Source organism: Klebsiella sp. HMSC16A12 (assembly GCF_001808265.1).
GTDB classification, from domain to species: domain Bacteria; phylum Pseudomonadota; class Gammaproteobacteria; order Enterobacterales; family Enterobacteriaceae; genus Klebsiella; species Klebsiella pneumoniae.
Genome location: NZ_KV792620.1, coordinates 61,965 through 86,250, shown reverse-complemented (window position 1 = coordinate 86,250; position 24,286 = coordinate 61,965). Strand labels below are relative to the sequence as shown.

Genomic DNA, 24,286 nt, shown 5'->3' with positions numbered 1-24,286 from the left:
AGAGCCGCCGAAGCGGACAGAAATGAATTAAAATCATCGCAGGTATAGTCTCAGGGAATAATTATGGATATCCGAACGCTGCGCTATTTCGTTGAAGTGGTTCGTCAGCAGAGTTTTACTCGCGCGGCGGAAAAGCTGTTTGTCACACAGCCCACCATCAGCAAGATGCTCAAGAATCTCGAAGATGAGCTGAACTGCACGCTGTTGATCCGCGACGGCCGCAAACTACTGCTCACCGATACCGGGCGCGTCGTTTTTGAACGCGGCCAGGCGATCTTGGGCGAGTTCAGCCAGCTGGAGTCAGAGCTGAGCGATATCAACCACCTGCATAAAGGGGTGCTGCGGCTTGGCATTCCGCCGATGGTCGGGATGCTGATGGCCGAGCCGATCAGTCGCTTCCGCCAGCGCTATCCGGGCGTCGAGCTGAAGATCGCCGAGTTTGGCGGCCTGACGGTCCAGCAGGCGGTCAGCAATGGCGAACTTGATATGGCGATGACCGCCCTGCCTGTCGAGGAGGATAGCAGCCTCACCATTCTGCCGTTGTTCAATCACCCGCTGTGCGTCCTGACGCCAAGGACCGCGGAGTGGGAAGGTAAAACCTCGCTCTCGCCGGCCGAGCTGGCGTCGCATCCGCTGGTTATCTACAACGAGGAATTTGCCCTTAGCCAGCAGCTGATGCGGCTGTTTGCCGAGCATGACGTGAAGCCACGTATCGCAGTGCGCAGCGGCCAGTGGGATTTTCTCGCCGCCATGGTGCAGGCGGGCATTGGCGTAGCGATCCTGCCGGAACCGATTTGCCAGCGTCTCGACCGGCAGAATTTTTGCTGGATCCCGTTGCAAAGCGAGCTGCGCTGGGAGCTGGGGATGATTTGGCGGGAAGGCGTATATATGTCGCGTAGCGCTGAGGCCTGGCTGGCGTGCAGCAAAGCGTTCTGGCTGGAATAATTCCCTGGTGACAACGCGTTCCGCAAGGGAAGGGGTAGCCCGGGTCAGGCGCTTGCGCCGCTGCCCGGGTTTCCCCCGGTCGCGCTAACGCTTATCGGGGCTACACATTTACTGCAGTCTCGCCAGTAGTCCGAATAAGCGTCGCGCTATCCGGATTACAGGTTATTGATCTTCGATTAACAGCGCTTCCAGCAGGTCGAGATCGTGGAGCAGCTTCTGCAGCGTCTCGTTACTGATCTGCCGGGTGGCGCGCAGATGATACAGCTCGCCGCGCTCAGAGCGCAGCGCCGCCAGGCGGAAGCGGCGTTCCAGACTCTCTTCGAGCATAGAGGTTTCCACGTCGTTACGCCCATCGGCGCGCCGGCGCAGGTTACCGATCACCCGCGAACTGACTTCGGTCAGCAGCTGGGTATCGATATTCTCTTTGGTATCCGCCGCCAGACGCTCTTCCATCTTCTGGATCGCCACAATCGCCACGTCAGCCGTTGCCGCGCGCGCCAGACGCTCCTCTTTCCGCTGCTGCACATTATCGCTCGATTCAATGTGACGTAGCAGGATCGGCAGCGCAATCACCCCGACGAACAGCGAGAACAGGATCACCCCGGCGGCGAGGAAAATCAGCTCATAGCGCGCCGGAAAGACATTCCCGTCCGGCAGCAGCAGAGGAATGGAGAGCACACCGGCGAGGGTAATCGCCCCGCGCACCCCGGCAACGGGGGAGATCAGCAGCTCGCGCGTAGTCCAGGAGCCAAACTCCATCGGCTTCTTCTTCAGGAAGCGCTGACTGAGCTTACGCATCGACCACAGCCAGCCAAAACGCACCAGCATCAGCGCGGCATAGATCAGGATAATGTCGGTAAACAGCATCCAGGTCTCAACGTTGGGGTCGGCCTCCGCCGCCACCAGCGAACTGGAGAGGATATCCGGCAGCTGCAGGCCCAACAACAGGAAGACCATGCCGTTGAAGACAAACTCCAACATTGCCCAGGTGCTGTTGGCGCGCAGGCGCATGGCCAAGGGCGCGGTGCGCATCACGCCGGAACGGGTGATGGTCATCCCCGCCGCCACCGCCGCCAGGATGCCGGAGACACCGATATGTTCGGCAATCAGATAGGAGGCAAACGGAAGCAGGAACAGCAGGACAATCTGCGTGGCGGGTTCATCCCCGCCCCAGCGGCTGAGGAAGCGCATCGAGCGGCCATACGACCAGCTCACCACAAACCCGGCCAGCACGCCGCCAATCGCCACCTTCAGAAATTCTACGGTGGCGCCGCCAACGGTAAAGACCATGGTGCCCATCGCCACCGCGACGGCAAACTTGAGCGAGACCAGGCCGGAGGCGTCGTTCATTAGCGCCTCCCCCTGCAGAATGCCCATGATTTTCTTCGGTATCCGCCCTTCCCCAACGATGCCCGAAAGCGCCACGGCGTCGGTCGGCGACAGCACGGCCGCCAGCGCGAACGCCGGGATCAGCGGAATGCCCGGCACAATCCAGTAGATCAGAAAGCCGATGCCGACCACCGTCACGACCACCAGCGCTAGCGCCAGGCCGAGGATCTCGCGCCCGTGTTCAATAAATTCGCGGGTTGGCGTTTTCCAGCCGTCGGCGAATAGCAGCGGCGGGATAAACAGTACCAGAAACAGCTCTGGATCAAATTCAACGTGCAAACCAAAGGTCGGCCACGCCAGAAGCGCGCCAATGGCGATTTGCATCAGTGGAAGTGGAACCTGAAAGGGCAGTACGCGCGTCACTACCCCGGAGAGTGAGACCACAAGGGTCATGATGAGGATGGTAAAGAATATTTCCATGTGTTCCCTGTTTGCTGCGTTTTCTTTTATACCTGTAAGGCGTCGTGCCTGTGAATCATACGCTACCCAGATTAACGCAAATGGAAACAGGATGTGGCTTAAAAATAAAACGGGCGGCCTGAGCCGCCCGTGAGGAGCACGAAGGGTTTAAATCGCCCAGCCGCCGGCGTAGAACACCACCAGCGCCACAGCGATAATCACCGTGCCGAGGTTCAGTTTGCGCCACTCGCCGGAGACCAGACGGCCAATAACCAGGGTCGCGAAACCGATCATGATGCCCGTCACGATGTTACAGGTCAGCACGATAAACACCGCGGTGATCAGGCCAGCCATCGCGTCAACAAAGTCATTGAAATCGATTTTCGCCACGTTGCTCAGCATCAGCAGGCCAACGTACATCAGCGCCGGCGCGGTCGCGTAGGCCGGCACCAGATAAGAGAGCGGGGAGAGGAACAGGATCAGCAGGAACAGGACACCGACCGTCACCGCGGTCAGACCGGTTTTACCACCGGCCGCGGTACCCGCCGCCGATTCGATATAAACCGCCGCCGGCGCCGCCCCGACTAAACCGGAGAAGACGCTGCTCAGGGAGTCGGTGGTCAGCGCTTTACCGCCGTTGATGATCTGTCCGTCCTTATCCAGCAGGTTCGCCTGGCCAGCCACGGCACGGATGGTACCGGTGGCGTCAAAGACCGCCGTCATCACCAGCGCCAGCACGCTTGGCAGCACGACCGGGTTGAGCGCGCCGACGATATCCAGGCTGCCGATCAGGGAATTACCTTGGCCATCGCTCAGGGATGGCATAGCGAAAATGCCGGAGAAATGGACGTTGGGATCGAAAATCAGGCCGACAATCGACACGCCGATAATGGTCAGCAGAATGCCGCCCGGCACCTTCATTTTTTCCAGACCAATGATCACCGCGAGGCCAATCAGCGACATCACCACCGGGAAACTGTCAAAGTTGCCCAACGCCACCGGCAAACCGTCCAGCGGGTTTTTGATCACCAGACCAACACCGTTGGCGGCGATCAGCAGCAGGAACAGGCCAATGCCGATCCCGGTACCGTGCGCCACGCCCTGCGGCAGGTTACGCAAGATCCAGCTGCGGATGCCGGTTGCCGAGATCACCGTAAACAGGACCCCCATCAGGAATACTGCGCCGAGGGCTACCGGAATACTGATCTGCTGCCCCAGCACCAGGCTGAAGGCGGTGAAGGCGGTCAACGAGATAGCGCAACCGATCGCCATCGGCAGATTCGCCCATAATCCCATCGCCAGCGAGCCAACGCCCGCTACCAGACAGGTCGAGACAAACACCGCGGCCGGCGGGAAGCCCGCTTTACCGAGCATGCCCGGCACCACGATGACGGAGTACACCATCGCCAGAAAGGTAGTAAGACCTGCAACAATCTCCTGACGCACGGTGCTGCCGCGCGCCGAAATTTTAAACCAGGCGTCCAATGAACCGCCGGTACGCGCTGAAGGCGTAGACATAGAAAACTTCCCCTGAAAATTTTTATCGTTCGTTGATATGCGTGGTGGACCGTCCACTGCCAGTTAAACGCGATCTCCATGTACCGAATCGCAGCGCCAGGGGGGCCGCAAAAAAGCAAACGTTTAACTCCGCGCATACACTACGGTGGTCAACCTTATCGCCTCCCCCGGACAGCAGAAAAAAGGGGGAGCGAAACAGAAAGGCAAACGATTATCCGGCCTTTAGATAACCCTTTTCAACCGATGTTTATCGTATTTCGCTAAATTTCGCTTATGACGAACAGAAAATGACCAGCCGATGCGCAAACGTTATCGTCTATGCGCAATCCGCTAACAATTTTTTAGTGAGTTGCTTTCATTTATCGACGTCATCGGATCCGCTGATATCTCAGGCGCCGGGTAAGGTGAAGGGGCCGCCGCGCTCGATGGCGCGTTGCCAGGCCGGTCGCTGTTCCACTCGCTGACGCCAGGCCTCGATATGGACAAGGTCATGCATGCCGCCGCGCGCCAACAATGCCATCACCGGGAAGCTCATCTGGATATCGGCCATGCTCAGCCGCTCGCCAGCGAACCATGGCCGCGCGGCAAGATGGTCGTCAATGAACCGCGCATGGGTGGCCAGCTGCGGATCGAGCCACGTTTTCTGTATCCCCTTGCCCAGCAGCGAACCCAGCGAGCGAACGCCAAAGGGCACAGGGGGTTTGCCAAGGCTGGCGAACACCAGCTTCATTAACAGCAGCGGCATCAGCGAGCCTTCGGCATAGTGCAGCCAGAAGCGGTACTGCAGTTTGTCGTCAATTCCCTGCGGCTTCAACAACCCGCCGCTGTCCCAGGTTTCCTGCAAATACTCGAGGATCGCCCCGGACTCCGCCAGCACATAGCCGTTATCTTCCAGTACCGGTGATTTGCCCAACGGATGGATTTTTTTCAGCGCCGCCGGCGCCAGCATCGTTTTCTCCCGCTGATAGCGGACTATCTGATAAGGCAGCTGCAGCTCTTCCAGTGCCCACAGTACGCGTTGCGATCGTGATTGATTAAGATGATGTACCGTCAGCATGAGCCTCTCCCGTAGTTTGTTCAAATTAACTATAGAAACAGGCGCTCATTGCCGGGAAAATTTCAGCAAAATAGTGAGGAAAAAGCGACGGCAGATGCCATAGTTAAAGTGTCGACGCAAACCGGAACCTCCATCAACAGATTGCGCAATACTGAGGGACGTCGACGTCGGGGGAAACCCTCTCGCGAACCAGCGAGATAATGCGAAAGACCAAGACCGGAAAACAACTAAAGCGCCCAGTTGTGGCGCTTTAGTTTTATCACTCGTCTTCCAGCAGCCGGGCGCCGGTTCCCTCTTCCCCCAGTTTATCGCCCGGGTTGCGCAGCGGGCAGTCGCGTCGCGATAAACAGCCGCAGCCGATACAGCCGTCGAGCTGGTCGCGTAGCGCCGTCAGGGTATGAATGCGCCGATCCAGCTCCTCACGCCACTGCGATGACAGCATCTTCCACTCTTTTGCGCTGAGATTGTGCCCTTCCGGCAGCACGCCAAACGCGTCGCCGATAGTGGCCAGCGGGATGCCAATACGTTGCGCAATTTTGATAATCGCCACCGCGCGCAGAACGTCACGCCGGTAGCGCCGTTGATTGCCGGCATTCCGCTGACTGTGGATCAATCCTTTACTCTCATAAAAATGGAGGGCCGAGACCGCCACGCCGGTTCGTTTTGCCACTTCTCCAGGCGTCAACAGCATTTTGATGCGGGGTGATTTCTTTTCCATAAAGCGCTTTACCTCAAGTTAACTTGAGGAATTATACTCGCCTGCAGACAAAACGACGAATCGAGAATTGAGAGAGGCCGCTTTATGTCCCATCAGGATATTATTCAAACTTTGATTGAATGGATTGATGAACATATCGATCAACCACTTAACATTGATATAGTCGCCAGAAAGTCAGGATACTCGAAGTGGTACCTGCAGCGGATGTTCCGTACCGTGATGCATCAGACGCTGGGGGACTATATTCGCCAGCGCCGCCTGCTGCTGGCGGCGGAAGCGTTGCGAACCACCCAGCGGCCGATCTTTGATATCGCCATGGATCTGGGCTACGTCTCGCAGCAAACCTTCTCCCGGGTGTTCCGCCGCGAGTTTGACCGCACTCCCAGCGACTATCGCCATCAGATCTCCGCGTGACGCGGCGGCTGAGGCACGTTCGCGGGCGCGGGAGCATTGGCTAACCACTGCATAAACTCCCGCGCCGGCATCGCTTTCGCAAACAGCCAGCCCTGGCAATACTGTACGCCGCGCTTGTAGAGCCAGCTTACCTGCTCCGGCGTCTCCACGCCTTCTGCAATCGTCTTTAACCGCAACCCGCGCGCCATCTCGATGATATGCTCAGCAATCAGGTGGCTGGTGTTGTTGGTGGTGAGCGTATCGACGAAGGTTTTATCGATTTTAAGGATATCGACGTTCAGCGCGTGCAGATTATGCAGATTCGAGTAGCCGGTGCCGAAATCGTCGATGGCAATTTCATAGCCTGCTTCGCGGAACGCCTGGATCACCGGCGTGGTCTTCGGTACGTCGATAAACCCGCGCTCGGTCACTTCGATTTTGATTTGTCCGATACAGACCGCGTAGCTGTGCGCTTTCTCACTGATCTGTGAAATCAGCCGCGCCGAATGGAAATCCGACGCAGAGAGATTGATGGCTATATACAACTGTGGATGGCTGGCCAGAAACTCACCCATTTCATAAAACAGTTCATCCACCACGTAGTCCGTGACCTGGGCAATCATGCCTTCATTTTCCGCCAGCGGAATAAACTCCGCCGGGTTCATCACCGGACCGTCAAACCCAGGCCAGCGCAGCAGCGCTTCCGCCCCAACGCAGCGGTTATTTTTAATATCGATAATCGGCTGGTAGTGCAGGCGCAGCTGGCGGCAGCTCAGAGCCCGCTGCAGCATATTGCGCGGCGAGTGATACTGTCGGCGGGTGCGCGACCACACCAGCACCAGTAAAATACTGCAAATTATCCCCAGCGGCAGCGTCAGACTGGCCTGGTCACAAAAGTTGTGATAGTAGCTGGCCCGCGAGGTGGACATAATGACGGCGATGGGGCGAATAGCGGAGCGGGCGATCGTATACACCCGGCCATTCTGATTAAAAAAGGTATCGCCTTCGCGAATTAACGCATGGAGTTCCGCGGGCTCGACATTGTTACTTACCGAGAAAAAGAGGTTGGTTTTGGTATCGAAAACGCCATAGGCTAAATCGCGGTCGCTGGCGATCACCGAGCTGTACGAGAAGGGATTAACCACCACAACATAGGGCCCCTTCTGCATATAATTCATGGCAAAGCCCGGATAAAACGGCGTGTCCCGGTAATAGTAAATCGCGACATCCGGCTTTTTGGTGTAATTAGCCGCCGGCATCCGCCAGCCGGTTTGCTGATGAACGGACGTTGAACAGATAAAGCGCTGGCCGTTAGCGTAGATCAGATCTTCCACATACAGCAGGCCGCGCACAATATGCAGTAAATAACGCTGGTGATCCGCTGAACACAACTCACCGCGATACTGGCTGGCTTTAGCCCGAGCCTGATCCGCTTCCCGGATGACCATTTCCGTTTTTTGCAGCGCCAGCTGCGAAAATGAGTGTAATTGATCAATGGTTTCGGCTTTAGCCCGCAGCTGGGCAAACCACAATGCCAGCACCACTGGCAATAAAATAACCAAACCTGTTCCGATGAGTCTTAGCGCCTTATGCGGCGCACTGTCACCCATTTACGCTTACATCCATGCGATATGCCTTAATTAAGGTAGCCCGAACACGTTAGCAATCGCGATTGCGATAGACATCAGCTGACATCCGACAGCCCTCACGAGCGTCAGTTTTACCTCTGATGGTGATGAATAATACTTATTTATCAGGTATTCGGAAGATATTCCGGCAAGATTAAGAATAGACGCGCATCTGACTCGGTTTCTCCGTGTAATAAACAAGAACAGGTAATAAAACCCGCAGAATAATAATCATTAGGCAGTGAATGAAAATATGCTTCCCGGGATTGCTCACCAATACCCACACAAACTTCATAGTTATTAAACGCAGCAAAAGCTCATTTTTTGACTGGTGAATAAAGCGCCAAGTGTGATATAGTTCACACAAGTTGATGAAACAGAAATGGCGTTTCATCACTCTCTAGTACGCCAGTTGAGACCAGAGCGCTATGCCATCGTCAGTCGCGCCAGGTCGTCCATGGCTCCCGACTTTCTTTGAGGATAGGTTAATGGCTTCCATTACTACCAGTGTCGTATTATTGCGCTGGCCCCTGGTGAGCGCGGTACTGATGTTTCTCGCCAGCTCACTGAATATTCAGCTTCGCAAAAGCGATTACGCCGGTCTGGCGGTGATCTGCAGCTGCCTCGGCCTGGCCGCCGCCTGCTGGTTCGCCACCGGTTTGCTCGGTATCACCCTGCTCGATATTGCCAAAATCTGGGGCAATATCAAAGATGTGATGATTGAAGTCATGAGTCAGACACCGCCAGAATGGCCAATGATGATGACCTGAGGTTAAAAAGCTTCCCGACGGGAAGCTTTTTCGTTTTCTGCAGCCCTTATTTCCCTAATTTCGCCATCATCTCCGGACGCATAAATTTATGGATCACCACCATAAAGAGCAGCGATGGGGCCAGCAAAATCAGCGCGGTAATCGACGAGACCTGATAGTTACCCGACATGCTGGCGTTATAGAGCAGCAGCGGCAGCGTGGTGATATCCGGCGCCCCGACGAAGAAAGTGCCGGTAAACTCATCCAGCGACTCCAGAAAAACAAAGATGCTGGCGGCAACGATCCCCGGCGCCGCCTGCGGCAGCACAATGTGCCAGAAGGTATACACTGGCCCGGCGCCAAGGTTACGCGACGCCCGCGCCAGCAGCGGGTCGATGGCTGAAAACGCGGCTACACAGATCCACACCGAATACATCAGGCCGTGGACGCTATGCACCAGCACCACCCCTGCGATACTGCCGTTCAATCCCCACTGATAAAACAATCGGGCAACATTCATGTATACCGTCAGGTTAGGAAAGGCCTGCGGGATAAGAAATAGCAGCATGAACAGCATCCGTAATGGCATTTTCCGCCGGGAAAGCGCATAGCCGGCGGGTACGGAAATCAGCAAACAGACCCCCACCGATAACAGAGCGATCAGCACGCTGGTTAACAGCGAGCTGGAGACATCGCTGTATGGATTGAAAACCTGATACCAGTACTTCAGCCCCCACCGGCTGGGCAGCGAATGGGGAAAATACCAGCTTTCCGCTACGGTCCAGATCAACAGGTTCAGCAGCGGACCAAACATCGCCAGCAGCATAAACAGCAGCAGCAGGGTCTGCAGCACCGGACTGGCGCGCACTTTACGGCGCCCTTTCACCCACCATGCCGAGGTTGATACGAGGGCCAGCGCTTTCATGATTCACCGCCTTTTTGCTGCAGGCTGTGGCGCAGGTAAAACCACGACAGCGCGCCGCAGATCGCCAGCGACACCACGCCAAGCGCATTCGCCACCGCGTAATCACCATAGGAATTGACGCGAAACGCCATATCCACGGTTAGCATCGTCGGGGTTCCCACGCCGATCATCAACGGTACCGACAGCACCGACATCATGGTCACCGTCGACAGCACCAGCGCCACGCCGATAGTCGGCAGGACCTGCGGCAGCATGATATCGAACAGGATCCGCGGCCGGGAGGCGCCAAGATTACGTGCAGCAAGGATCTGCGACGACTCCAGCGCCGCCATCGCCCCGCAGATCAGCAGCGTGGCAAAGGCCAGTTGCTTCCAGACAAAGGTGATCACTATCCCTTTCCATCCCAGCCAGGAGAGCGTCTCCAGCGGCGTGACCAGGTCGGCCGCCACCAGCGCATTGTTCATCAGGCCATTTTTGGCGAGAAAAGTGCGCATCATCTGGGCAACAACGATAAAAGGAATAAACAGCGGCAGGCGATACAAAAAACCCAACAAACGCACAACGGGTCGGCAGGGTGACAGCGCAATCACTGCCGACAGGGTAATGGCGAGCAGCGCTAACAGCGCCACCGAGATCAGCACGATAAGCAGCGAAAAGAGCACATCGCTGGCGTAGAGCGCATAGACCTTGCGGAAGTGATCGAGGGTGAACGGCTGTCCCGGCGCGGTAAACGCCGAGACCAGCGAAAACCCCAGCGGATACAAAAACAGGATCGCGATCATCAGCGCCGCCGGGGCAACCAGCAGCAGATATTTTAATGAACTGGACATAATAAACCTGGCGTCAGCACAAGCAAGCGCCCGGGACGGCGGCCCGGGCTGGAAAAAGGTTTAATTAGCCACCTGGCTTTCGTAACCCTCTTTGATATCGTCAAAGTAGGGGGCGATTGGGAAGCTTTTGCCATACTTCGCCAGCGCTTCCGGCGAGATTTCGGCAAACAGCTTTTGCCAGGTCGCCGCATCCAGCTTCGGCTTCACCTGCCCGGCGTCGATGCCCGGATACCAGTTGAACTGCTTGACGATCCCCTGCGCCTGCACTTCCGGGCTGGTGGCCAGCGCGATAAAGTCGCGCGCCAGCTGCGGATTCGCCGCCTTCGCCGGGATGACGTAATACATCGGCTGGCCCGGCATGCCCGGCGCCAGTAAAGCAAGCTTGATCGACGGCGGCAGCTTGCCCTGATCTTTCCAGCTATAGAACATATCGACCCACACCGGGCCCATGGCGATTTCCCCCCGGCTCAGCATATCGAGCGTCCCGGCGTTGCCCGGGGTGAAAGTTACGTTTTTATTGAACGCCTTTAGCTTCTCATAGGCCTGCTGCCAGCCTTTTTCGACGCTTTTATCATAGGGCCCGGCGGAGAGACGCTGGGCGTCGGTCCCGTAGGCGTAGATCCAGCCCACCACAAAGCTGACGCCGGACATGCCATTCTTGATGCCGTTATAGCCAAAAGCCTGCGGATGTTTCTGCGTCCAGGCCACCAGCTCGTCATACGACGCCGGCGGGGTAGTGACCAGATCGCTGTTCCAGGCGATAGCGGTCTGGCTTAAGAACATCGGCATCACGTATCCGTCAACGTTAACGCCCAGCGCCTGGGTGGCGCTCGGCGAACTCACCATGCCGCCGGTCTGAATATCCTGACGGTATTTTTGCAGCAATCCCTTTGCCACCTGCTCACCGCCCGCCTTCTGGTGCACTACCGCGACGTCGATATCCCACTGCTGCGCGCCGCTCTCCTGCTGGGCCGTTAGCTTCTCGCTAATTTTATTCGACCCGGCGTCGCCGGGGCCGGTACCGATCACCCGCACCTTGACGCCGGGATGAGCGGCTTCAAATTTTGGCCCCAGCCAGGTTTTTACATAATCCACCATATTCTGATCGCCCGCGGTGGCGACGTTGAGAATGGTGTCGGCCTGTGCGCCAAGGCTCAGGAAGAGGGTCGTTACGATCGCTGCTTTCGTCTTAGTCAACATGGATTGTCCCCAGAATGAACTCGCTGATATCACTGTGATAGTGGTAAAGGAAAAATATGCAGGGCCGGCGTTGGCACATGGAGCCGAACGCGGCTTTTTGTCGGCCAGCACTGCGCGGCATCCGCCAGCAGCAGGCGGTCATGGCAGCGCACGCTGTGACGATACAGATTGCCCAGAAACGCGCTTTGCTCCACCACGCCTTCCAGAGCCAGCCCCTCCTGCGGCGCAGGCTGCGTTAATTCAGCGAGCGCGGCATCGGCGCTGCGAAAATAAATAACGTTGTCACCCTGCTGAGCGGTAGATAAACCGGATATTGCGGCAGCGGATAATTCACCGGAAATTATTTTATTATCGGCCCCCATAAAATCAGCGACGAAGGGCGTCGCGGGGCGTTGATATATTTCTTCCGGCGTGCCGGTTTGTTCAATACGCCCCTGATTTAATACCGCAATGCGGTCCGCCATCACTAAGGCTTCCTGCTGATCGTGGGTGACAATTAATGACGTGAACCCCAGTCTCTTTTGCAGAGATTTAATTTCATGGCGCACATTCAGGCGCACTTTGGCATCCAGATTAGATAACGGCTCATCCAACACCAGCACCTGGGGCTCTATGGCCAGGGCTCTCGCCAGCGCCACCCGCTGCCGCTGGCCGCCCGACAGTTCGGTCACTTTCACCTCGCCAAGCCCTTCGAGATTGACTATTCGCAGCAGCTCCGCCACCCGCCGCGCGATATCCGCCCCGCGCCATTTGCGCAGCTTCAGGCCATAGCCGATATTGCGCGCTACCGTCAGGTGCGGCCACAGGGCGTAGCTTTGAAATACCATGGTGATATTGCGCTGCTCCGGCGCAAGATGAGTGATCGTTCGGCTGGCAATAGCCACCTCGCCGCTTTGCACCGGAATAAAGCCGCAGAGGGCGTTCAGCAGCGTGGTTTTTCCGCATCCCGACGGGCCCAGTAGAGCAATCATCTCTCCCTGCTCTACCGCCAGATCGATATTATGTAAAACCACCTTATCGCCATAACTAATTTTAAGGCCGGAGATCTGTAAATAACTCATATTCGCTACCTGAAAGCGCTGCTGCGGCATTTTTTTTAGCAAGGTGAACACGTGTTCATTTGGCTGTAAAAAAAATGCAACGTTGACTCGACATGATGTGAGCCTACTTTGTCGGGTATTTATGACAATTTAATTAAGCGGCAAAAAATTTTGGCGAGGGTAAATGAAAATAGATGTGCTTGGCTGCGGGAGCGCCTTTTCCTGCACGCAAAATACCTCCGCGCTGCGGGTGATCGATGCGGACAACAAACAGTGGTTAATCGACTGCGGCCCCACCGTTCCCCGCGCGCTCTGGCAGCGCGGCGGCGAGGTCAACGATATCGACGCGATCTACTTCACCCACGTTCACCCGGACCACTGCACCGGCCTGACGGCGCTACTGAACCACTGGAAAAGTTATTCCCGTCAGAAGCCAGTCATTATCTACTGCCAGCCGGCGCAGCAGCCGGTGCTCATGCAGCTGGCCGCGCTGGCGAACTGGCCGCAGGCGGACCTTGGTTTCACCATCGACTGGCAGGAATGCCGCGAAGCCTGGACGTGGCAGGACTGGCAGATCCGCACTGCCCCCACCCAGCATGAGCTGAGTAATCGCGCCATCCGCATCACCATTGCCGGGCAGACGCTGTTTTACAGCGGCGATGGCCGACCGACCGCCGACTCGATAGCCCTGATGGCCGGCGCCGGGCTGGCGTTTCAGGAGTGCGCCTCGGTAGCAGCCCTGGACGATGACGCCTCGCATGGCGATTTCCCCTCCTGCCTGATGCTGTTCAGAACGCTGCAGCTCCCGGCGATGGGGCTCTATCACTGCGAGGATGCTTCTCTGTCGGCGCTAAAGCAGGCCTGTCAGCCGTGGCCGGGCTTATTCGTTTCCCGGGATGGACTCACCTTAACGCTGCCGCGTCCCACGCCCACTGACGAGACGTACCTCCTATGAACCCACGCAAACCCAGCGTCACCGCCCAGGATGTTGCCCGGCGAGCGGGCGTCTCCCGGGCAGTGGTGTCCCGGGCGTTGAGCAACAACGGCAGCATCTCTCCCGACGCCCGGGCGCGGGTACTGCGCGCCGCCGAAGAGCTGGGGTATCAGGTTAACTTCCTCGCCCAGGGGCTGAACCGCCAGCGCAGCCACTTAATCGGCGTGATCGTCTCGCGCATCAGCGATCCTTTTCGCAGTACCCTGCTTGATGCGCTGCTTAACGAGATCCAGCGCCAGGGCTTTCAGGCGCTGGTGAGCGAGATCCACAGCGAGCAGGATCTGGCGCAGACCTTGCGCCGTTTCGCTCAGTTTCGCGTCTCCGGCGTTATCGTCACCTCCGGCCAGCCGCCGGAGGCGCTGGTGAACGAGTGCGTCCAGCAGCATATTCCGGTCGTGGGCATTAATCGTCAGCCGACGATCCCCGGCGTGGATTACGTTTGTTCTGACAACGCCGCCGGCGCCGAACTGGCCGCCGACCAGCTGCTGCGCAGCGGCTGTCAGCGCTTTGGCTGGCTCAACCACCATCCTTCCACCTGGGCCGGCCGCATGCGCGGGGAAGCGTTCGGCCGGGCGCTGCAAACGCGCGGAGTGGACGTCGAACGCCACCTGGCGATCCTCGCCTGTCAGCAAGAAGGTTACGCGGGCGGGTTACAGGCTGCGGCGCTCGCCGACGAGGCGCTGGAGGGGATCTTCTGCGCCAACGCCCAGCTTGCCTGTGGCTTTCTCGATGGAATGCGCCAGCGCGGCAGAGAGGCTCCGGCGGATTTTCAGCTGATTGGTTTTGATAACACGCCGACGACCGCGCAATATAGCTATCAGCTCACCACGCTACATCAGGATGTGGCGGCGATCGCCCGCCAGGCGCTCGCCCGGCTTCTGGAGCGCGCCGCCGACCCTTCGCAACCTTCACGCACCACCTGGGTGGAGGTAACCTTAATTCACCGGCGCACGTCGCCCTTTGTTATCTGAGAGCAGGACTATGACGGAAGCACAACGAGAGTCATTATGCGCCTTGATTCGCCAGGCAGGCGCCCACGCCCAGGCGCTGCGCGATGCGGGATTACAGGTCGATAAAAAAGCGCGCCAGGACTTTGTGTCGCAGGCGGATCTCGCGGTAGAACAAGAGATTAAAGGCTGGCTGCAGGCCCACTTTCCCGAGGAGGGTTTCCTCGGCGAGGAGAGCGGTTTTGAAGGCGACGACCAGACCGTCTGGGTGCTGGATCCTGTCGATGGCACCACCAACTTTATCCTCGGCATGGATTACTGGTGCATCTCACTGGCGCGAGTGTGCCAGGGCGAGCTGTCGCTCGGCATCATTTACGCCCCCGATCGCGATGAATTTTTCTTCGCCGCCCGCAGCGAAGGCGCGTATCTCAACGGTCGGCGCCTGACGCTACGCGAGCCGGAGCCCGATGCGGTGGTGATCGGCATGGGGCGCTCCAGCCGGGCCCCGGCCAGCGACTACGCCCGGGCCATCGACACGCTGCTCGACGCCGGTCTGGAGTATCGCCGTTTTGGCGCGGGCGCCCTGATGCTGGCGCATGTCGCCGCCGGTCAGCTCCACGCCTATTATGAAGCGCATATGAACAGCTGGGATGCGCTGGCAGGCATGCTATTGATTGAGGAGGCGGGCGGAACGTGCAATGCGTTTCTCGCCAATGCGGGCCTGCGGCGAGGCAACCTCGTGCTGGCCGGCTGCGCAAGCGTCCAGCCTCGACTGGCCGCCCTGCTGGCGAAATGACGCCACGCCGCCGGTGTCTGACCGGCGGCGTGGACTGGCTAACGCCAGGGTTCACTGCGGGGAATATTATTCGGGCAACGCTTAATCGTGCAAAAGGACTGGTAAAAACAGGAGTCAGACCGCTCGCCACCGGCATGGTAATGGCACGATGGTCGCTCACGTAATTTTTCCCACTGCGCCTCGTCGTACACCGTAATATTATAGATTTTTAATGAATGATACTGGTCATTAATTAAAACTCTCGAGGAATAGAGTCTTATCGACTCACCGGGCAACAGGATTACATCAGCCTCGTACCACATGATAAATTTCAAGAAACGCAGACTGGATATAGCCGAGAAGGCGATACCAGATTGCGGGCAGATCAGGGTATTAAGAATAGTCCATTTCATATTCCTTCCTTATAAAGATGCTACAAATTATTACAATATATAGTGATAGCATTCATTGTTATAAATCGCAAGCACCCCTGACAATTATGTGATTTAAGACAATTCCTAACAACATACTCCATTATTAGTAACGTTTCATCTCCCTCTCTAAATTTATGGTTAGGCCTAATGAAAAACAGCCAAATTAACCTTAAAAAAGAAAATACAATAAAAAATAAGATAATATAAACTTAATTGACAATACGTCTTAGTCCCTCTGGATGAGGCCTCAGCCATTGGTATTAGATGATGCAGCACTGAGTATTACCCGCGGTTTGGCAAGAAGAGAGGACCATAGCAGGCAGCTATTTATTGCGTGGTTACCTCGTCGTACGTCACCAGGTCCGCGAGGCCCGCAGACCGCGCTCGGGTAAATGTCGCGGGTGTCCCGCCAGATCGTATTCCTTAGCGATAATATCGACATAGCGGTTGAGTATATTCTGCTCAATCGCTATATCGGAGGACAGTCCACAGAATATAGCCACGCCGGTCTATCAGGCCCCGTTGGAGCCCTACCAGGTTTTGCCGATATTAAACTGAAACTGTTCTGCTTTATCACCATCGTACTTTTTAAACGGCTCTGCCCAGGAGAAGACCAGTGGACCGAGGGGAGACATCCACTGCACGGCAATCCCCGCGGAGAGACGAATATGACTCGGATCGCCGTAGTCAGGGATCCCTGCTGCCAGCGTCTGCGCGGTGTTGTGCCAGGATGTACTCCAGACCGTCCCCGCGTCAACAAACAGCGAGGTTCGCAGACTATCGGCGTACTTATCATTCACAAAGGGGGTTGGAATGATAAATTCGCTGTTCAGCACCGCCATAGCATTCCCGCCGACCGCATCAGACGAGGCGTCCAGCGGGCAGGCGCTATAGCTGCTTTCGCTACCGTTACAGCGGTAATAGGCCGCTTTAGGCCCAATGGTGTTAGAAGAAAATCCGCGCACTGACGACGAACCGCCAGCGTAAAAGTTATCGTAGAACGGCACACTTTTGCCGTCTAACCCGCCGGCATAGCCTGCGCGCAGGCGTTCCATCCAGACCCAGCGCTTGTTCTCGCTCAGCGGCAGATACTGGGCGGTGTCAAAAGAGAGTTTGTAGTAGCTATTATCCGAACCGGGGAGCGTCACTTTACCGCTCAGGCTGCTCTTGTTTCCCGCACGCGGGAAGAAGCCGCGATCGAGATCGTTGTAGCCCCATCCAAGACTCACAAAATAATCGTTGGCGCTATATTTTGCGCCGCTGTCGCCATCTTTCGTCACCACGCTGGGCTCGATTCCCCGAGAGCTGAGGTAGCGCCAGGTCGTCAGCTCCGGATCCATATTGGTCAGGCGATTATGGACATAATCCAGTCCCAGGTTCAGGGAGTTATTTTCGCTAATGGGAAACCCTAGCGTACTACCTAAACCATAGCTCTGCTGGTTATAGCTCCCGGCATCCGCATCAGAAGCATCATAGCTGTTATAAAAAATCTTTCCGCCCAGGCTGATGCCATCTACGGTAAACCACGGGTTCGTCGCCCCCAGTTCAAGATAAGACTGGTAGCTGTTGCGCGTCCCATTGAAGCTAACGCTATTACCCGTTCCCAGCCAGTTATCCTGCGTCACGCCAAGCTGATAGCTCACGCCGCTGTCCGTACCAAATCCCAGGCCCACATTGAATGAGCCGGTGTTGCGCTCCTTCACCTTGTAGACCACATCGACCTGATCCGCCGTTCCATTGACCGGAACGATCTGCTGTTCAACGTTCTCAAAAAAACCCGTTCGATCAAGACGTACCTTCCCTTGATCGACTTTTTCGTTGTTGAGCCACGCCCCTTCCATTTGGCGCATTTCACGACGCAGCACCGCGTCCCGGGAGGTGTCGTTACCGGAAAAGCGGATCTGGCGTACCGAGTAGCGGCGGCCCGCGTTGACCTGAATATGCAGCACCACGCGGTGATGCGCATCATCGATTTCCGGCGTGGACGTCACCTGCGGCCAGGCATAACCATACTTACCAAAGTGCTTTTTGATCTCATTTTCAACCGTGGTGACTTGCGCCCCGCTATACCATGCCCCCGCCAGCGGCTGGGCAAGCGCCTCGATCTCCGGCCCATGCTGAGCCAGATCGCCTGTCACCTGAGTTCGGTCGACCCGATAACGTTCGCCTTCATTGAGGGCGATAGTGATATACAGGGATTTTTTATCTGGCGTCATACTGACCTGCGTGGACTCGATAGCAAAGCGCGCATAGCCGCGATCGAGATAAAAACTGCGCAGCGTTTCCAGATCGGCTTCCAGCTTCTGCTTCTGGTATTTTTTATCGGCTACCACGTTCCACCACGGCACATTATCACGTAGCTGAAGCTGGTCCAGGAGCGTCTCTTCCCGAAACGCCTGATTACCGATAATGTTTATTTGTGCGATTTTCGCCGAGATGCCTTCCTGAAAAACGAACGTTAAGTCAACGCGATTACGCGGTAACGGGGTCACCACCGCGTGAACCTGCGCACTGTATTTCCCCGCGCTGTAATAGAAATCCTGCAACCCCTTTTCTATTTCGCTAAGCGAATTTCGATCCAGTGCACTACCTGCAGAAATACCGGACGCGGTGAGATTTTCCTTTAGCGCATCATCCTTCACTGCCTTATTCCCGGAAAAACTGACGCTGGCAATAGTGGGCCGTTCCTTAACCTGCACCACCAGCGTTTTCCCATCGCGCAGGATCTGCACATTTTCGAAATTGCCGCTCGCATACAGCGCGCGCACTGCCTCGCTGACATCTTCTGGCGTCACCGCATCTCCCGCGTGCAATGGCATACTTAATAGCGCCGCCCCGACGGTCACGCGCTGTAGCCCTTCAAAACGGATATCATCAACTTGATATGATGTTGCGGCATATAACGTTAAAGGGGCGATCAATAATCCGCTGATGATATGAGTCTTTTTTAACATGAATGTGTCGTCTACGAGATAATGAGCAATAGCAGTGTTCTGCTGGCGTTGAGCTTATTTGTTCAGGATGCATCTCTAAAATATGCGACAGAAAATAACCTGAGCGAGGCGCAGAATTACATGCAATTATGGCGACAAAATGGAGAAAAAATGGATGTTAAAGCATCTTTAAAAATATATTTAATGATGGAACTTTTTCTGAGGCGCATGGTTCTAATGGCCAACACCAGTACTATATTTAGATTTACCTGAACGTTTTATTAATAAAAAACCCCCTTTCTTATTAATGGAAAGGGGGAAGGATCTCGTTAGGAATGATGCTCTCTGGGATCACCAGGAACAGGGAGAAAAATAACCTGCAACCCAGCAGATTTAATGAAGAGAAATTGAATAAATTATGCAACTGATATCACAACATTCTACCCCGAATTCACCGCCAGACGCCGTTGGCAAACATCTCCATATTTTCCTCAAAATAGCAGAATACAGTAGGGTCGCCTTATCAAGGCATCAAGGAAAGTCTATCGTTATCTACAATAGCCAAGCAGTGGCGCCTCGCCAGGGAAGGTGAGGCATAGGTTTCGCCATCCTGCCGCCTCCCATCATCAGCCACAGGGAACTGCGTATGACACGCTTACTCAAGACAATCTTGCCCATCATCCTCTGCGCCCTCTTCGGGTTATCGTTCGCTTCACCCACGCAGGCTGTCGCCAGTCTGCCGATCGTTCTTCCCGCGCTGACATGCGATGCGCTAAGCGCTACCGACTTCAGCGCGGCCGTTGGCGCAAAGGTCACTATCAATCACACTGAAATGCAGACCTCCGCGCAGGGAAGCTGGTGCAAGGTGAGCGCCACTATCGCCCCTGAGATTGGCGTGCAGATTGCCCTGCCGACTCAACGCTGGAGTCAACGTTTTTTGCAGGTCGGCTGTGGCGGACTGTGCGGGAGTATTAACCTGAGTCTGTCGAATGCCAGCAGCTGCCTGCCGGCAATGAACGGCGAGTTTGTGGTGGCAGCAACCGATATGGGGCACCATGGCAGTATGATGGATGCGTCATGGGCCGAAGATCCGCAAAAGCGCATCGATTTTGCCTGGCGCGCCAACCACCTGACCGCCGTGCTGGCCAAAGCGGTGATGCAGACGCTTTACCGCCAGCCGCCAAAGTATGCCTACTTTATGGGCTGCTCAGACGGCGGTCGCGAAGCATTGATGGAAGCGCAGCGCTTTCCGCAGGATTTTGACGGTATCAGCGCTGGCGCGCCAGCGGCCTTTTTCCAGTTTCAGAACTCCTTCTTCCACGGCTGGAATGTGGCCGCCAATCAGCGCCCGGACGGTACCGCTATCCTGCTGAAAAATCGCCTTCCTCTGATTCACCAGGCCGTGCTGGCTCACTGCCCGACGCTTTCCGGCGTGCAGGATGGTATCCTGCAAAATCCGTATGCCTGTCAGTTCTCTGAGTCATGGCTCCCCCGCTGTCCTGCCGATGCTCGGGATCGTTCTACCTGCCTGACGCAGGAAGAGATCGAGGTGGTGAAAAAGCTCTACCGCGGGGCTTACGACAGCCACGGCGCCCAGTTCGTCGCGGGCGGTCTGCCGCTGGGTTCCGAGCTACGCTGGCCGGTGCCCGAGACGCCGACCGGCCACTCAATGTCGGAAATGATGGTACTACCGGCTCTGCAATCCGTGCTCCTGCCAGGAGAAAAACAGAAGATCCAATCGATGCGGGATTTCCCGCTTAACCAGCAGAATTTTGACGCCGTCGCCCAACTGGCGCCGCTCTATAACGCGGCAAATACCAATCTTCATGCCTATCAACAGCGCGGCGGCAAGCTTATCCTCTGGCACGGTCTGGCCGATGACTCCGTCAGTCCGGCCTTTTCTATCGCCTATTATCGCGGCGTAGAAGCAGAGATGGGCCATGCCGCAACGGATACCTTCCTGCGGTTATTCCTGCTGCCTGGGGTAGCCCATTGCGGTAATGGCGAAGGTTACGATCAAATTGATCTCCTTACCCCGCTGATGCGCTGGACCGAGGAAGGCATCGCGCCGCAGGAGATCATGGCCGGCAAACGGGCAACAGCCGCTGCCGACCTGCCGCCGATGACAGAAAAACCAGATGCGCAAACGCAGTTTCACGGCGTGCAGAAAGTCAGTCAGCCTTACGCTGACGCTGCTCCAGCTGTTATCGCGACTCGTCCGGTGTATCCCTTCCCGGCTATTGCCCGTTATAACGGGCGCGGCGACGTGAATGACGGCGAAAATTATCATGCAGAGCAAACTACCGCCTTTGGTCATCTGCAGCTGGCAAAACCCGCCAGCGACTATATTGGCCCTGATAATCAAAAAAATTATCAGGTTCGCCACGGCACACTCACTGTTCAATAAACCCCAGGGCTCCTCACTGAGGAGCCCTGCGTTATGGGATTGGCCGCAATTATGCGTAGCAAAACGCTCCAGCAATCGGTATTAAGCGACCTGCTCTTGTGGATCGATAATAATCTGGATAAGAAACTGACCGTCGACGATCTGAGCGATATCTCTGGTTATTCCCCCTGGCATTTGTTTCGGCTCTTCCGTCATTATTTTGATCGTTCGCCAATGGAATATATCCGCCAGCAGCGCATGTCGCTGTGTCGCCGTTTATTGCTGACGACGCCTGGTTACCGAATAGTCGATATTTGTATGATGGTCGGTTATGACGATCTCAGTGCGTTTAATCGTACCTTCAAAAAATATCATGCGCTCACGCCCACTCAGTATCGCTATCAGATCACGCGGCAAAAATAAGGAAGTCCCCCTCCTCCGCATCGCTGCGGTTGGGAATGGAAGGGGGACAGGGGATATTACAGAAGGGAAATAGCAGGATGCTATTATCGAACCCGGTCGGGATCAACGACCTTGCGCGACGAAAATCAGTATAAAAGGATATGTTGAGCTAATAATGTAGAGGGCGTGAAGATTTTGTCACGATTTATAACCGCCTCCTCCGCTCTCATCTGAAATAAAAAAACCGGGTCGCATTGCACCCGGTTTACTCCTCATCAGGATCATCAGAAATGAGTATTAACGCTCATAAAGAAGGTCCGCCCCGATTCGTTATAGGTCTCGGCACCCGCGCCATACAGATAAGCTCCCGTCGTCGCGTTGCCGGTCGTTTGCGCATTCCCTGCCCGGTAGTGGCGAATATCAAACAGGTTATCTATCCCGCTGGTGAAGCTCAGATTTTTGTTCACATCCCAGGTCGCACTGAGGCCGACAATGCTGTATGGGCTGACTTCGTTTAGTTCGCTGCCGCTGACCGCCTCGCCCTTATAATTGAAGCGTTTTGGTTTCTGTCGGCCATACCAGGTAAAGGTGCTCTGCAGGGAGAGATCTTCACGAACCTGCCAGCTCAAAGTCGAGTTCAGGGTAAACTGCGGGATCACTGACAGCCGGTCGCCGGTCGTCTTATTCTTGCTCTGCAGCATCCAGGTCAGGTTATTGCTCCAGTTAACCGCCTCCCCCACCGGCAGATTCAGCGTTCCTTCCAGGCCTTCCACTAACGCCTTTGGTACGTTTTCCCACTGATAGATATTGGTGGTGCCGTTGCTGGCGGTACCCACCGCCGCATACCCTGACTCAATCTTATTGTGATAGTCGTTACGGAACCAGGTGATCCCCGCCTGATAGCCATCATGCTTGTACTCAAGACCAATCTCTTTATTAACGCTGGTCTCCGCTTTCAGATCGCTATTCCCCATCAGATAGCAGGCGGAACTACTGGCGTAACAGCCTTGACCGTTGCTGTAGAGAATATAGTTCGGATTCAACTGGTAGAGGTTAGGCGCCTTGTAAGCACGGGCAATGCCCAGCTTCAGCGTCCAGTCGTCTGTCAGCTCTTGGGACAGGTTCAGTGAGGGGCTCCAGTTATTGCCGACGATGCTGTGGTGATCGAAGCGCAGAGCGGGTGTCAGCATGGTGCTGTCCGTTAGCGCCATATTATCTTCGGTAAACAGCGAGAAGATCTCGGCGCTGGAGTACGGGCTACGACCGGTAGCCGATACGCCATCGATAGTGCCGTAAGAGAGCGCCTGAGTTGTCGATACGCCATCTTTCATCCGCTGCTGATTCCATTCTGTCCCCAGCGTCAGATTCTGATCGACCCCCAGCGTAAACGGAATATTCACTTCACTATGTAGCAGGACATCGGCCAGATCGATATCTGAAAACTCGCTACTGGAGAAGATCCCTTCCGTACCGCCCGCCAGCCCTTCATCCATTCGCGAGTTACGGGTGTGTTCGTACTGGGCATAGCTGTTGCTGGTCACGCCATTATCCCAGCCGCCGGTCCATGTTACGCCGTAAGTTTGCCGGTAGAGACGGTTGGTCTCTTTCCCGTACATACTCTTCACCAGCGTACTGGTATTGGTGTTTTGTGTGTCGCCGGCATAGAGATTACCCTGGCGGCTGTAACCGGCCTCAAACTCCAGGGCCTGCATCGGGGCAAACTCCCAGCGCAGCTTACTATGAATATCTTTGTTCACCACCCCTTCACGTCCGGCGGGATAAGAACCGGCGTAGGAACCGGTACGTTCCGCTTCATGCCCGGCGTTAATATCCTGTGCATCGGCCTGGGTTTTACTCAGATTACCCCAGAGATTGAAGCTGACACTGTCCGACAGCGGACCATTGAGGCTAAAGTTAGTACGTTTCGTCGCCCCTTCTTTACGGTGCTGCGGAGCATTCATATAGGTATTCCACGAACCGTGCCATTCTCGCGTGGTCGGTTTGGTCACGATGTTAACGACCCCGCCCATCGCGCCATTACCATAGCGCGCCGCCGCCGGGCCGCGGATCACATCGATATGATCGATCATCTCCGCTGGCACCCAACTGGTATCGCCGCGGGAGTCACGATCGCCGCGCCAGCCATACCGCACCGAGTTACGGCTGGTCACCGGTTTACCATCGACCAGCACCAGCGTATTTTCGGGCCCCATGCCACGGATATCAATTTGCCGGTTGTTGCCGCGCTGCCCGCTGGTAGAGTTGCCGGTCAGGTTTACCCCGGGCTGCGTACGAATTAACTCCGACACATCGCGGGCGGGGGGATGTTTGCGGATCTCTTCTGCGGTGATGGTCGACACGCCCGGCGCCTGCAGGTTCTGCCTGGCGGCGGTTATGACCATCGTCTCCTCGTGATTTTCGGCAGTGGCGGCGCTCTCGTCAGGCGTCGATTGTTCGGTCATGTTCTCTGCCGCCTGCAGCGGCACGCTACAGGCGAGCAGAGGAATGACGATCCCCAGCGGGAAGTGAGACGTGTATTTCATAGAATATGCCCTGTTTTCTGTTGCTGTCGGGCATAACGCCTTCCCCAATTGAAAAAACAATGGGATAAAATACTTGCCTCA

The 24,286-nt window shown here is 56.1% G+C and carries 20 protein-coding genes; 8 read left to right on the top strand and 12 right to left on the bottom strand.

Annotation, left to right across the window (positions count from 1 at the left end; all coding sequences use genetic code 11):
• Window positions 1–63 precede the first annotated feature (63 nt).
• Window positions 64–945, top strand: coding sequence for a LysR family transcriptional regulator (locus tag HMPREF3140_RS15640; protein ID WP_004177821.1), 882 nt, complete (start codon window positions 64–66; stop codon window positions 943–945).
• A gap of 162 nt (window positions 946–1,107) precedes the next feature.
• Here HMPREF3140_RS15640 and HMPREF3140_RS15635 read toward each other — a convergent pair whose 3' ends face one another.
• The 4 genes from HMPREF3140_RS15635 to soxR form a co-directional block, all read right to left on the bottom strand.
• Window positions 1,108–2,754 (bottom strand): Na+/H+ antiporter, encoded by a 1,647-nt coding sequence (locus tag HMPREF3140_RS15635; protein ID WP_070553034.1) that lies wholly within the window; start codon window positions 2,752–2,754, stop codon window positions 1,108–1,110.
• A gap of 147 nt (window positions 2,755–2,901) precedes the next feature.
• Window positions 2,902–4,251, bottom strand: a complete 1,350-nt coding sequence (locus HMPREF3140_RS15630) for an NCS2 family permease (protein WP_002885079.1) — start codon at window positions 4,249–4,251, stop codon at window positions 2,902–2,904.
• A gap of 388 nt (window positions 4,252–4,639) precedes the next feature.
• Window positions 4,640–5,308 carry a glutathione S-transferase family protein gene (locus tag HMPREF3140_RS15625; RefSeq protein WP_002885078.1) on the bottom strand — a complete coding sequence of 223 codons (669 nt, stop codon included), beginning with the start codon at window positions 5,306–5,308 and terminating at the stop codon, window positions 4,640–4,642.
• Window positions 5,309–5,567: 259 nt separating this feature from the next.
• The gene (gene soxR / locus HMPREF3140_RS15620; protein WP_002885077.1) at window positions 5,568–6,026 is read right to left on the bottom strand and encodes a redox-sensitive transcriptional activator SoxR; all 459 of its coding nucleotides are present in this window, start codon (window positions 6,024–6,026) and stop codon (window positions 5,568–5,570) included.
• Window positions 6,027–6,110: 84 nt separating this feature from the next.
• Between soxR and soxS the strand changes: the two genes are divergently transcribed.
• Window positions 6,111–6,440, top strand: a complete 330-nt coding sequence (gene soxS / locus HMPREF3140_RS15615) for a superoxide response transcriptional regulator SoxS (protein ID WP_004151738.1) — start codon at window positions 6,111–6,113, stop codon at window positions 6,438–6,440.
• On the opposite strand, the gene HMPREF3140_RS15610 is transcribed toward soxS, so the two are convergent.
• Complete coding sequence (locus HMPREF3140_RS15610; RefSeq protein WP_004177824.1) at window positions 6,425–8,029, bottom strand: EAL domain-containing protein; 1,605 nt, start codon at window positions 8,027–8,029, stop codon at window positions 6,425–6,427. The two genes, soxS and HMPREF3140_RS15610, sit on opposite strands and share 16 nt — an antisense overlap.
• A gap of 506 nt (window positions 8,030–8,535) precedes the next feature.
• Between HMPREF3140_RS15610 and HMPREF3140_RS15605 the strand changes: the two genes are divergently transcribed.
• Entirely contained in the window at window positions 8,536–8,817 is a 282-nt protein-coding gene (locus tag HMPREF3140_RS15605) for a YjcB family protein (protein WP_002885064.1), read from the top strand.
• A gap of 46 nt (window positions 8,818–8,863) precedes the next feature.
• On the opposite strand, the gene HMPREF3140_RS15600 is transcribed toward HMPREF3140_RS15605, so the two are convergent.
• From HMPREF3140_RS15600 to HMPREF3140_RS15585, 4 genes are read right to left on the bottom strand one after another with little or no spacing between them, the layout of a single operon-like run.
• Entirely contained in the window at window positions 8,864–9,721 is an 858-nt protein-coding gene (locus HMPREF3140_RS15600; protein WP_004872930.1) for an ABC transporter permease, read from the bottom strand.
• Entirely contained in the window at window positions 9,718–10,551 is an 834-nt protein-coding gene (locus HMPREF3140_RS15595) for an ABC transporter permease (protein WP_004177833.1), read from the bottom strand. The genes HMPREF3140_RS15600 and HMPREF3140_RS15595 overlap by 4 nt, the downstream gene beginning before the upstream one ends.
• Before the next feature lie 60 nt (window positions 10,552–10,611).
• The gene (locus HMPREF3140_RS15590) at window positions 10,612–11,751 is read right to left on the bottom strand and encodes an ABC transporter substrate-binding protein (RefSeq protein WP_004177835.1); all 1,140 of its coding nucleotides are present in this window, start codon (window positions 11,749–11,751) and stop codon (window positions 10,612–10,614) included.
• A 29-nt stretch (window positions 11,752–11,780) separates the two neighbouring features.
• Complete coding sequence (locus HMPREF3140_RS15585; RefSeq protein ID WP_032413068.1) at window positions 11,781–12,812, bottom strand: ABC transporter ATP-binding protein; 1,032 nt, start codon at window positions 12,810–12,812, stop codon at window positions 11,781–11,783.
• Window positions 12,813–12,975: 163 nt separating this feature from the next.
• Here HMPREF3140_RS15585 and HMPREF3140_RS15580 point away from each other — a divergent pair, with 163 nt between their 5' ends.
• From HMPREF3140_RS15580 to HMPREF3140_RS15570, 3 genes are read left to right on the top strand one after another with little or no spacing between them, the layout of a single operon-like run.
• The gene (locus tag HMPREF3140_RS15580) at window positions 12,976–13,746 is read left to right on the top strand and encodes an MBL fold metallo-hydrolase (RefSeq protein ID WP_002885048.1); all 771 of its coding nucleotides are present in this window, start codon (window positions 12,976–12,978) and stop codon (window positions 13,744–13,746) included.
• Window positions 13,743–14,756 carry a LacI family DNA-binding transcriptional regulator gene (locus HMPREF3140_RS15575; RefSeq protein WP_002885046.1) on the top strand — a complete coding sequence of 338 codons (1,014 nt, stop codon included), beginning with the start codon at window positions 13,743–13,745 and terminating at the stop codon, window positions 14,754–14,756. Before HMPREF3140_RS15580 ends, HMPREF3140_RS15575 begins: the two co-directional genes overlap by 4 nt.
• A gap of 10 nt (window positions 14,757–14,766) precedes the next feature.
• Complete coding sequence (locus tag HMPREF3140_RS15570) at window positions 14,767–15,528, top strand: inositol monophosphatase family protein (RefSeq protein ID WP_032412771.1); 762 nt, start codon at window positions 14,767–14,769, stop codon at window positions 15,526–15,528.
• A gap of 38 nt (window positions 15,529–15,566) precedes the next feature.
• Here the strand turns inward: HMPREF3140_RS15570 and iraM are convergent, their stop codons facing one another.
• Window positions 15,567–15,920 carry an anti-adapter protein IraM gene (iraM, locus tag HMPREF3140_RS15565; RefSeq protein WP_070553033.1) on the bottom strand — a complete coding sequence of 118 codons (354 nt, stop codon included), beginning with the start codon at window positions 15,918–15,920 and terminating at the stop codon, window positions 15,567–15,569.
• 551 nt (window positions 15,921–16,471) lie between these two features.
• On the bottom strand, window positions 16,472–18,895 hold the full coding sequence (gene bamA / locus HMPREF3140_RS15560) for an outer membrane protein assembly factor BamA (RefSeq protein WP_004146635.1): 2,424 nt from the start codon (window positions 18,893–18,895) through the stop codon (window positions 16,472–16,474).
• Between the two features lie 625 nt (window positions 18,896–19,520).
• Between bamA and HMPREF3140_RS15545 the strand changes: the two genes are divergently transcribed.
• Entirely contained in the window at window positions 19,521–21,281 is a 1,761-nt protein-coding gene (locus HMPREF3140_RS15545; RefSeq protein ID WP_032412768.1) for a tannase/feruloyl esterase family alpha/beta hydrolase, read from the top strand.
• Window positions 21,282–21,314: 33 nt separating this feature from the next.
• Window positions 21,315–21,683, top strand: a complete 369-nt coding sequence (locus HMPREF3140_RS15540) for a helix-turn-helix transcriptional regulator (RefSeq protein ID WP_004177844.1) — start codon at window positions 21,315–21,317, stop codon at window positions 21,681–21,683.
• A 263-nt stretch (window positions 21,684–21,946) separates the two neighbouring features.
• On the opposite strand, the gene HMPREF3140_RS15535 is transcribed toward HMPREF3140_RS15540, so the two are convergent.
• Window positions 21,947–24,205, bottom strand: coding sequence for a TonB-dependent siderophore receptor (locus tag HMPREF3140_RS15535; RefSeq protein ID WP_004177845.1), 2,259 nt, complete (start codon window positions 24,203–24,205; stop codon window positions 21,947–21,949).
• Window positions 24,206–24,286: the final 81 nt, after the last annotated feature.

Bases quoted from the DNA above. Each gene is read 5' to 3' on its own strand.
- HMPREF3140_RS15535 (WP_004177845.1), bottom strand. From the start codon at position 24,205: ATGAAATACACGTCTCACTTCCCGCTGGGGATCGTCATTCCTCTGCTC.
- HMPREF3140_RS15630 (WP_002885079.1), bottom strand. From the start codon at position 4,251: ATGTCTACGCCTTCAGCGCGTACCGGCGGTTCATTGGACGCCTGGTTT.
- HMPREF3140_RS15545 (WP_032412768.1), top strand. From the start codon at position 19,521: ATGACACGCTTACTCAAGACAATCTTGCCCATCATCCTCTGCGCCCTC.
- soxS (WP_004151738.1), top strand. From the start codon at position 6,111: ATGTCCCATCAGGATATTATTCAAACTTTGATTGAATGGATTGATGAA.
- HMPREF3140_RS15635 (WP_070553034.1), bottom strand. From the start codon at position 2,754: ATGGAAATATTCTTTACCATCCTCATCATGACCCTTGTGGTCTCACTC.
- HMPREF3140_RS15590 (WP_004177835.1), bottom strand. From the start codon at position 11,751: ATGTTGACTAAGACGAAAGCAGCGATCGTAACGACCCTCTTCCTGAGC.
- bamA (WP_004146635.1), bottom strand. From the start codon at position 18,895: ATGTTAAAAAAGACTCATATCATCAGCGGATTATTGATCGCCCCTTTA.
- HMPREF3140_RS15610 (WP_004177824.1), bottom strand. From the start codon at position 8,029: ATGGGTGACAGTGCGCCGCATAAGGCGCTAAGACTCATCGGAACAGGT.
- HMPREF3140_RS15625 (WP_002885078.1), bottom strand. From the start codon at position 5,308: ATGCTGACGGTACATCATCTTAATCAATCACGATCGCAACGCGTACTG.
- soxR (WP_002885077.1), bottom strand. From the start codon at position 6,026: ATGGAAAAGAAATCACCCCGCATCAAAATGCTGTTGACGCCTGGAGAA.
- HMPREF3140_RS15540 (WP_004177844.1), top strand. From the start codon at position 21,315: ATGGGATTGGCCGCAATTATGCGTAGCAAAACGCTCCAGCAATCGGTA.
- HMPREF3140_RS15570 (WP_032412771.1), top strand. From the start codon at position 14,767: ATGACGGAAGCACAACGAGAGTCATTATGCGCCTTGATTCGCCAGGCA.
- HMPREF3140_RS15575 (WP_002885046.1), top strand. From the start codon at position 13,743: ATGAACCCACGCAAACCCAGCGTCACCGCCCAGGATGTTGCCCGGCGA.
- HMPREF3140_RS15605 (WP_002885064.1), top strand. From the start codon at position 8,536: ATGGCTTCCATTACTACCAGTGTCGTATTATTGCGCTGGCCCCTGGTG.
- HMPREF3140_RS15580 (WP_002885048.1), top strand. From the start codon at position 12,976: ATGAAAATAGATGTGCTTGGCTGCGGGAGCGCCTTTTCCTGCACGCAA.
- HMPREF3140_RS15640 (WP_004177821.1), top strand. From the start codon at position 64: ATGGATATCCGAACGCTGCGCTATTTCGTTGAAGTGGTTCGTCAGCAG.
- iraM (WP_070553033.1), bottom strand. From the start codon at position 15,920: ATGAAATGGACTATTCTTAATACCCTGATCTGCCCGCAATCTGGTATC.
- HMPREF3140_RS15585 (WP_032413068.1), bottom strand. From the start codon at position 12,812: ATGAGTTATTTACAGATCTCCGGCCTTAAAATTAGTTATGGCGATAAG.
- HMPREF3140_RS15595 (WP_004177833.1), bottom strand. From the start codon at position 10,551: ATGTCCAGTTCATTAAAATATCTGCTGCTGGTTGCCCCGGCGGCGCTG.
- HMPREF3140_RS15600 (WP_004872930.1), bottom strand. From the start codon at position 9,721: ATGAAAGCGCTGGCCCTCGTATCAACCTCGGCATGGTGGGTGAAAGGG.